4 protein-coding genes are annotated in these 6,609 nt (G+C 63.0%); 1 reads left to right on the top strand and 3 read right to left on the bottom strand.

Annotation, left to right across the window (positions count from 1 at the left end; translation table 11 throughout):
* Positions 1 to 149: 149 nt before the first annotated feature.
* The 3 genes from frc to JWR89_RS00155 form a co-directional block, all read right to left on the bottom strand.
* Positions 150 to 1,427: a formyl-CoA transferase gene (gene frc / locus JWR89_RS00165; RefSeq protein ID WP_299710244.1), complete on the bottom strand. Its 1,278-nt coding sequence runs from the start codon at positions 1,425 to 1,427 to the stop codon at positions 150 to 152.
* An 80-nt stretch (positions 1,428 to 1,507) separates the two neighbouring features.
* Positions 1,508 to 3,247, bottom strand: coding sequence for an oxalyl-CoA decarboxylase (oxc, locus tag JWR89_RS00160; RefSeq protein WP_299710241.1), 1,740 nt, complete (start codon positions 3,245 to 3,247; stop codon positions 1,508 to 1,510).
* Between the two features lie 83 nt (positions 3,248 to 3,330).
* Complete coding sequence (locus JWR89_RS00155) at positions 3,331 to 4,071, bottom strand: GntR family transcriptional regulator (protein ID WP_299710238.1); 741 nt, start codon at positions 4,069 to 4,071, stop codon at positions 3,331 to 3,333.
* A 194-nt stretch (positions 4,072 to 4,265) separates the two neighbouring features.
* On the opposite strand from JWR89_RS00155, the gene JWR89_RS00150 reads away from it, so the two are divergent.
* Positions 4,266 to 6,428 carry an acetate--CoA ligase family protein gene (locus JWR89_RS00150; protein WP_299710235.1) on the top strand — a complete coding sequence of 721 codons (2,163 nt, stop codon included), beginning with the start codon at positions 4,266 to 4,268 and terminating at the stop codon, positions 6,426 to 6,428.
* Positions 6,429 to 6,609 lie beyond the last annotated feature (181 nt).

Here is a 6,609-nt window from a genome sequence, read left to right as displayed (position 1 = left end):
GCTAAAGCGCGAAGCGCGGCTTCGCCAGATGTCCCGGCCACCCACGATGTTGTTCGAGAACGTGGATGCCCGGCACAAGGCCGGGCATGACGAACTCGGTGCCTCAGCCTAATGGTGCTGACTGCCTCGGTCTGGCGAGAAAAAGTCGCTTACTCCGCAGCGACCTTGCGCGGCGGGTCGAGGGCGCCGGAGTCGTGGATCTCGGCGACCTGGTGATCGCTGAAGCCGAGCACCTGGCGCAGGATCTCGTCGGTGTGTTCGCCGAGCAGCGGCGAGCGCGTCACTTCGGTCGGGCTATCCGACATCTTGATCGGGTTGCCGACCGAGAGGTATTTGCCACGCTCGGGATGATCGACCTCGACCACGGTGCCGGTGGCGCGCAGCGACTGATCCTCGGCCAGTTCCTTCATCGAGAGGATCGGGCCGCACGGGATGTCGTCCTCGTTGAGGATGTCCATCGCCTCGAACTTGGTCTTGGTCATCGTCCACTGTTCGATGCGCGAAAAAATCTCGTTGAGCTTGGGCAGCCGTACCGCCGGCTTGGAATAGGCCGGGTCGGTCTTCCAGGTGGGCTCGCCGATCACGTCGCAGATCTTCTCCCATACCGGCGCCTGGGTGATGAAGTAGATGTAGGCGTTGGGATCGGTCTCCCAGCCCTTGCACTTCAAGATGCGGCCGGGCTGGCCGCCGCCGGAATCGTTGCCGGCGCGCGGCACCGCGTCGCCGAACGGAATGCCTTCGCCGAACTGGCTGTATTCCTTCAGCGGACCATGGGCGAGGCGCTGCTGGTCGCGCAGCTTGACGCGCGACAGATTGAGCACGCCGTCCTGCATCGCGGCGGTGACCTTCTGGCCCTTGCCGGTGACCGTGCGCTGATACAACGCAGTGACGATGCCGAGCGCCAGATGCAGTCCGGTGCCGCTGTCGCCGATCTGCGCGCCGGTAACGAGGGGAAGACCGTCGCGGAAGCCGGTGGTGGACGCCGCGCCGCCGGTGCACTGCGCGACATTTTCGTAGACCTTGCAGTCCTCATAGGGGCCGGGGCCAAACCCCTTGATCGAGGCGACGATCATCTTCGGGTTGATTTCCTGGATCTTCTCGAACGGAAAGCCCATGCGGTCGAGCACGCCCGGACCAAAGTTCTCCACCAGCACGTCGCAGGACTTGATCAGCGCGACCAGCACTTCCTTGCCCTTGGGGTTCTTGGTGTCGAGGGTGATCGAGCGCTTGTTGTGGTTCAGCATGGTGAAGTACAGGCTGTCCACGTTGGGGACGTCCTGCAACTGGCCCCGCGTAATGTCGCCGACGCCGGGTCGCTCGACCTTGATCACGTCGGCACCGAACCACGCCAGCAACTGCGTGCAGGTCGGGCCGGACTGGACGTGGGTGAAATCGAGAATGCGAACGCCCTTGAGCGCCTGGGTCATGGTCTTGCTCCCGTGTCGTGTTGTGCCGCGTCAGCGGATTGAAAGGGACGGGGCCTTGCGACCCCGTCGGTCAGGTCGGTTTATTTCTTCTTCTTCAGCACGCTCTGCGGATTGAGGTTGCCGATGCGGCCGCTCTCGCTGCCGGCAGCCGGATCGATCACCGCATTGATGAGCGTAGGCTTGCCGGAATCCATCGCGGCGTTGACGGCGCGCTTGAGTTCGTCCGGTGACGTCGCATTGACGCCGACGCCGCCAAAGGCCTCCATCATCTTGTCGTAGCGCGCGCCCTTGACGAACACGGTGGGTGCCACGTCCGCGCCGCCCGACGGATTGACGTCGGTGCCGCGATAGATGCCGTCATTGTTGAAGACGACGATGCAGACCGGCAGATTGTAGCGGCAGATCGTCTCGACCTCCATGCCGGAGAAGCCGAACGCGCTGTCGCCCTCGATCGCGAGAACCGGCTTGCCGGTCTCGATCGCCGCAGCGATGCAATAGCCCATGCCGATGCCCATGATGCCCCAGGTGCCGACATCGATGCGCTTGCGCGGCTTGTACATGTCGATGATGCCGCGGGCGAGATCGAGGGTGTTGGCGCCTTCGTTGACCAGCATGGCGTCAGGCCGTTCTGCGACGATGGTGCGCAGTACGCCGAGCGCGCCGTGATAGTCCATCGGCGAGTTGTTGTTCATCAGCCGCGGCGCCATTTTGGCGATATTGTCGTCGCGCTTCTTGGTGATCGCTGATGTCCAGTCGGCCGACGGCTTTGTCCAGTCCTTGCCGATGCCGGCAAACAGAGCGGCGACGCAGGAGCCGATGTCGCCGACCACGGGAGCGACGATCTCGACGTTGGAGTCCATTTCCTTCGGCTCGATGTCGATCTGGATGAACTTCTTTGGCGCATCGCCCCAGCTCTTGCCCTTGCCGTGCGACAGCAGCCAGTTGAGGCGGGCGCCGATCAGCATGACGACATCGGAATCCTTCAACACGGTCGAACGCGCGGCACCGGCGCATTGCGGATGGGTATCGGGCAACAGGCCCTTGGCCATGCTCATCGGCAGGAACGGAATGCCGGAGGTTTCGACCAGCGCCTTGATGGCGTCGTCGGCCTGCGCATAGGCGGCGCCCTTGCCGAGAATGATCAGCGGCTTCTTCGCCGACTTCAAAACGTCGAGCGCGCGCTTGATCGAATCCGGGCCCGGGAGCTGCGCCGGCGCGGCATCGATCACCTTGACCAGCGACTTGCGGCCGGCCTCGGCATCCATCACCTGGCCGAACAGCTTGGCGGGGAGATCGAGATAGACGCCACCGGGGCGGCCGGACACCGCGGCGCGGATGGCGCGGGCGACGGCAATGCCGATGTCGGCGGCGTGCAGCACGCGGAATGCCGCCTTGCACAGCGGCTTGGCGATGGCGAGCTGGTCCATCTCCTCATAGTCGCCCTGCTGCAGATCGACGATCTCGCGCTCCGAGGAGCCGGAGATCAGGATCATCGGGAAGCAGTTGGTGGTGGCGTGGGCCAGCGCCGTGAGGCCGTTGAGAAAGCCGGGGGCCGACACGGTGAGACAGACGCCGGGCTTCTTGGTGAGATAGCCGGCGATCGAGGCGGCGTAGCCGGCGGCCTGTTCGTGGCGGAAGGACAGAACGCGAATGCCCTCGGCCTGCGCCATGCGGCCGAAGTCGGTGATCGGAATGCCCGGCACGCCGTAGATGGTATTGAGGCCGTTGAGCTTCAACGCATCGATGACAAGGTGAAAGCCGTCCGTCAGTTCCTGCTCGGTATCGGCGACGGTGGCAATGCTCTGTACGACTGCGGTCATTCCGCTCTCCCTGTTTTTTCTTGATGTAGCGCGTTGTCGCGAATGGATATGGTTGATGCGAGGTCGAGCGGGTCTCTCTTCTCTCAAGAGGCCTTCGTGAACAATTCCTGGCCGTGCGCCTCGACATAGGCGGCGAGCCCCAGCGTGTGATCGCGGGCGCGCTTTTCCGCGAGTTCGGTGTTGCGTTCTTCGAGCGCCTCGATGATCGCCAGATGCTCGGGCAGGGAGATGGCGGTGCGGTCGGTGCGTCCGATCGTGAGCTGCCGGTAGCCGCGCACATGAAGAAGAATATCGTTGGTCATGTCGACCAGCACCGGCGACTCGCTCAGCGAGATCAGCGCCTGATGGAAGGCGATGTTGGCCTTGGAATACTCCTCGACGTGATCCTGCGGCAGCCGGTCCGCGTCAAAATCCTTGAAGAAGTCGCGCAGTGCCGAGATGTCCTTCTTTCGCGCGGTCGTGGTAATGAGGCGCGCGGCCATGCTTTCCAGCGCTGCCCAAGCGCGGATCATATCGACGATCTCCACCTTGGTCCGCCTGACAACGACGATGCCGCGGCGCGGCATGGTCTTGACGAAACCGTCCTGTTCCAGCATCGCGATGGCTTCGCGGATCGGGGTTCGGCTGACGCCGAGGCGCTCCGACAGCGCGCGCTCGTCGAGCATCACCGGTTCGGCCGTGGTGTAGATATCCATCTTGAGAATCGCTTCCTTCAAGGCGTCGTAAGCCTTGGTCTTGAAGCTCGTCTCCGGGGCGATCCGGACAATCGCGATATCTGCCTCAGCCATAGTGGGCGACGCCTTGGTTGGTTTGCGAGCAGGCATGAATCATCTCCGTTGGAGATGTTCGTATATCAGAATAACTTACGCCAGATTTTTGGCATACCAAATACCACGGTGTCAAGTTGCCGGAGTTTTCGGCATTTTTGCAGCGCAACCGAGCTTGACAAGAATGTTTCTGGCATACCAAATGCCATCAATGCCGTCACCTTAAAAAATCGCGTCAGGGAGAAGAAACCATGTCCCCATCGAATCTCGCCAAGCAGGTCGCCGAGCCGTCCGCAAAAGACACCGTTCGCAAAATCCTGGACGCTGTCAAAGCCGACAAGCGCACCAGCCTTACCGCCCCGGAAGGCAAGCTGGTCTGCGACGCCTACGGCATTCCCGTGCCCGGCGAAGGGGTGGCCAAGTCGGCTGCCGAAGCGGCGAAGATGGCCGACGGCATGGGCTACCCGGTGGTGATGAAGATCGTCTCGCCGGACATCCTGCACAAGACCGAGGCCGGCGGCGTTATCGTCGGCGTCAAGACCGCGGAAGACGCCCAGAAGGCCTACGACACCATTCTGGCCAACGCCAAGAAGTACAAGGCCGACGCCAAGATCGAAGGCATCCAGGTCCAGCAGATGCTGATGGGCGGCACCGAGGTGATCATCGGTTCGATCACCGACGGTTCGTTCGGCAAGCTGGTGGCGTTCGGCCTCGGCGGCGTGCTGGTCGAAGTGCTGAAGGACGTGACGTTCCGTCTCGCGCCGGCCACCAACGACGATGCCATGTCGATGCTCGACGGCATCCAGGCGGCCGAGATGCTCAAGGGCGTGCGCGGCGGCGATCCGGCCAACCGCGAGGCGCTGGCCGACATCATCGTCAAGGTGTCGCAGCTGGTCTCGGACTTCCCGGAAATGGTCGAGCTCGATCTCAACCCGGTATTCGCCACCAAGAAGGACGCCATTGCCGCCGACGTGCGCATCGTCGTCGATTTCGACTACAAACCGCGCCCGGCGCCGCGTTCCAACGCGGAAATCGTCACGGCGATGAACCGCATCATGATGCCGAAGGCGGTCGCCGTGATCGGCGCCTCCGCCGAAGACGGCAAGATCGGCAATTCGGTGATGAAGAACCTGATCAACGGCGGCTACAAGGGTGAGATCTATCCGATCCATCCGAAGGCCACCGAGATCATGGGTCGCAAGGCTTACAAGAGCGTCAAGGACGTACCCGGCGTAATCGATACCGCGGTGTTCGCGATCCCCGCGAAGTTCGTCGCTGGCGCACTGATTGAATGCGGCGAGAAGCAGATTCCCGGCGCCGTTCTTATTCCGTCGGGATTTGCCGAAGCCAACGAGCCTGCCTTGCAGGAAGAGATCGTCGAGATCGGCAAGAAGTACAATGTTCGCCTGATGGGGCCGAACATCTACGGCTTCTACTACACGCCGGCCAATCTGTGCGCCACGTTCTGCACCGCCTATGACGTCAAGGGCTCGGCGGCATTGTCGTCGCAGTCCGGCGGCATCGGCATGGCGATCATCGGCTTCTCGCGTTCGGCCAAGATGGGCGTGTCGGCGATCGTCGGCCTCGGCAACAAGAGCGACATCGACGAGGACGATCTGCTCGCCTTCTTCGAACAGGATCCCAACACAACGATCATCGCGCAGCATTGCGAGGATCTGAAGGACGGCCGCGCCTTTGCCGAAGCGGCCAAGCGCGTCTCCAAGATCAAGCCCGTCGTGGTTCTCAAGGCCGGCCGCACCTCCGCCGGCGCCAAGGCGGCGTCGTCGCACACCGGCGCGCTCGCCGGCAACGACAAGATCTACGAGGACGTGCTGAAGCAGTCCGGCGTGATCCGCGCCCGCTCGCTGCGCCAGCTGCTCGAATTCGCCCGCGGCATTCCCGTGCTGCCGACGCCGAAGGGCGAGAACGTGCTGATCATCACCGGCGCCGGTGGCTCCGGCGTGTTGCTGTCGGATGCGGTGGTCGATAACGGCATGTCGCTGATGGCGATGCCTGCTGATCTCGACGCTGCATTCCGCAAGTTCATCCCGCCCTTTGGCGCGGCCGGCAATCCCGTGGACATCACGGGCGGCGAACCGCCGATCACCTATGTCAACACGGTGAAGCTCGGCCTCACCGACGAGCGCGTGCATGCCCTGATCCTCGGCTACTGTCACACCATCGTGCCGCCGCCGATGGTGTTCGCCCGCACCATGGTCGAGATCAAGAACGAGATGAAGAAGCTGGGCATCGAGAAGCCGATGGTGGCCTCGCTCGCCGGCGACGTCGAAGTCGAAGAGGCCGCGGAATATCTCTACCACAACGGCATCCCTGCCTATGCGTACTCGACCGAACTGCCGGTGGAAGTGCTCGGCGCCAAGTACAAGTGGGCACGCGGCGCGGGGCTGCTGTAAGCAGCTTTCGCGAACGTATCAAGAGAAACGCCGCCCGGGAAACCGGGCGGCGTTTTGCGTGATGGCGCTGGCCTGGTGCGCCACTTTATCGACGTGGTGGATCGCCTGGGCGGATGACGTCGGTCTTGGCAAAATCCTCGCCCTTGAACAGCAGCGGTTCGCCGCGGGTCATCGCCAGTGC

This window comes from Tardiphaga sp., from assembly GCF_028290785.1.
In the GTDB taxonomy this organism is placed as follows: domain Bacteria; phylum Pseudomonadota; class Alphaproteobacteria; order Rhizobiales; family Xanthobacteraceae; genus Tardiphaga.
The sequence above is the reverse complement of the archived record's forward strand: the minus strand, read 5'-3'. Positions and strand labels throughout refer to the sequence as shown.

Coding starts and splice junctions, on each gene's coding strand:
- frc (WP_299710244.1), bottom strand. CDS start 1,427: ATGACCCAGGCGCTCAAGGGCGTTCGCATTCTCGATTTCACCCACGTC.
- oxc (WP_299710241.1), bottom strand. CDS start 3,247: ATGACCGCAGTCGTACAGAGCATTGCCACCGTCGCCGATACCGAGCAG.
- JWR89_RS00155 (WP_299710238.1), bottom strand. CDS start 4,071: ATGCCTGCTCGCAAACCAACCAAGGCGTCGCCCACTATGGCTGAGGCA.
- JWR89_RS00150 (WP_299710235.1), top strand. CDS start 4,266: ATGTCCCCATCGAATCTCGCCAAGCAGGTCGCCGAGCCGTCCGCAAAA.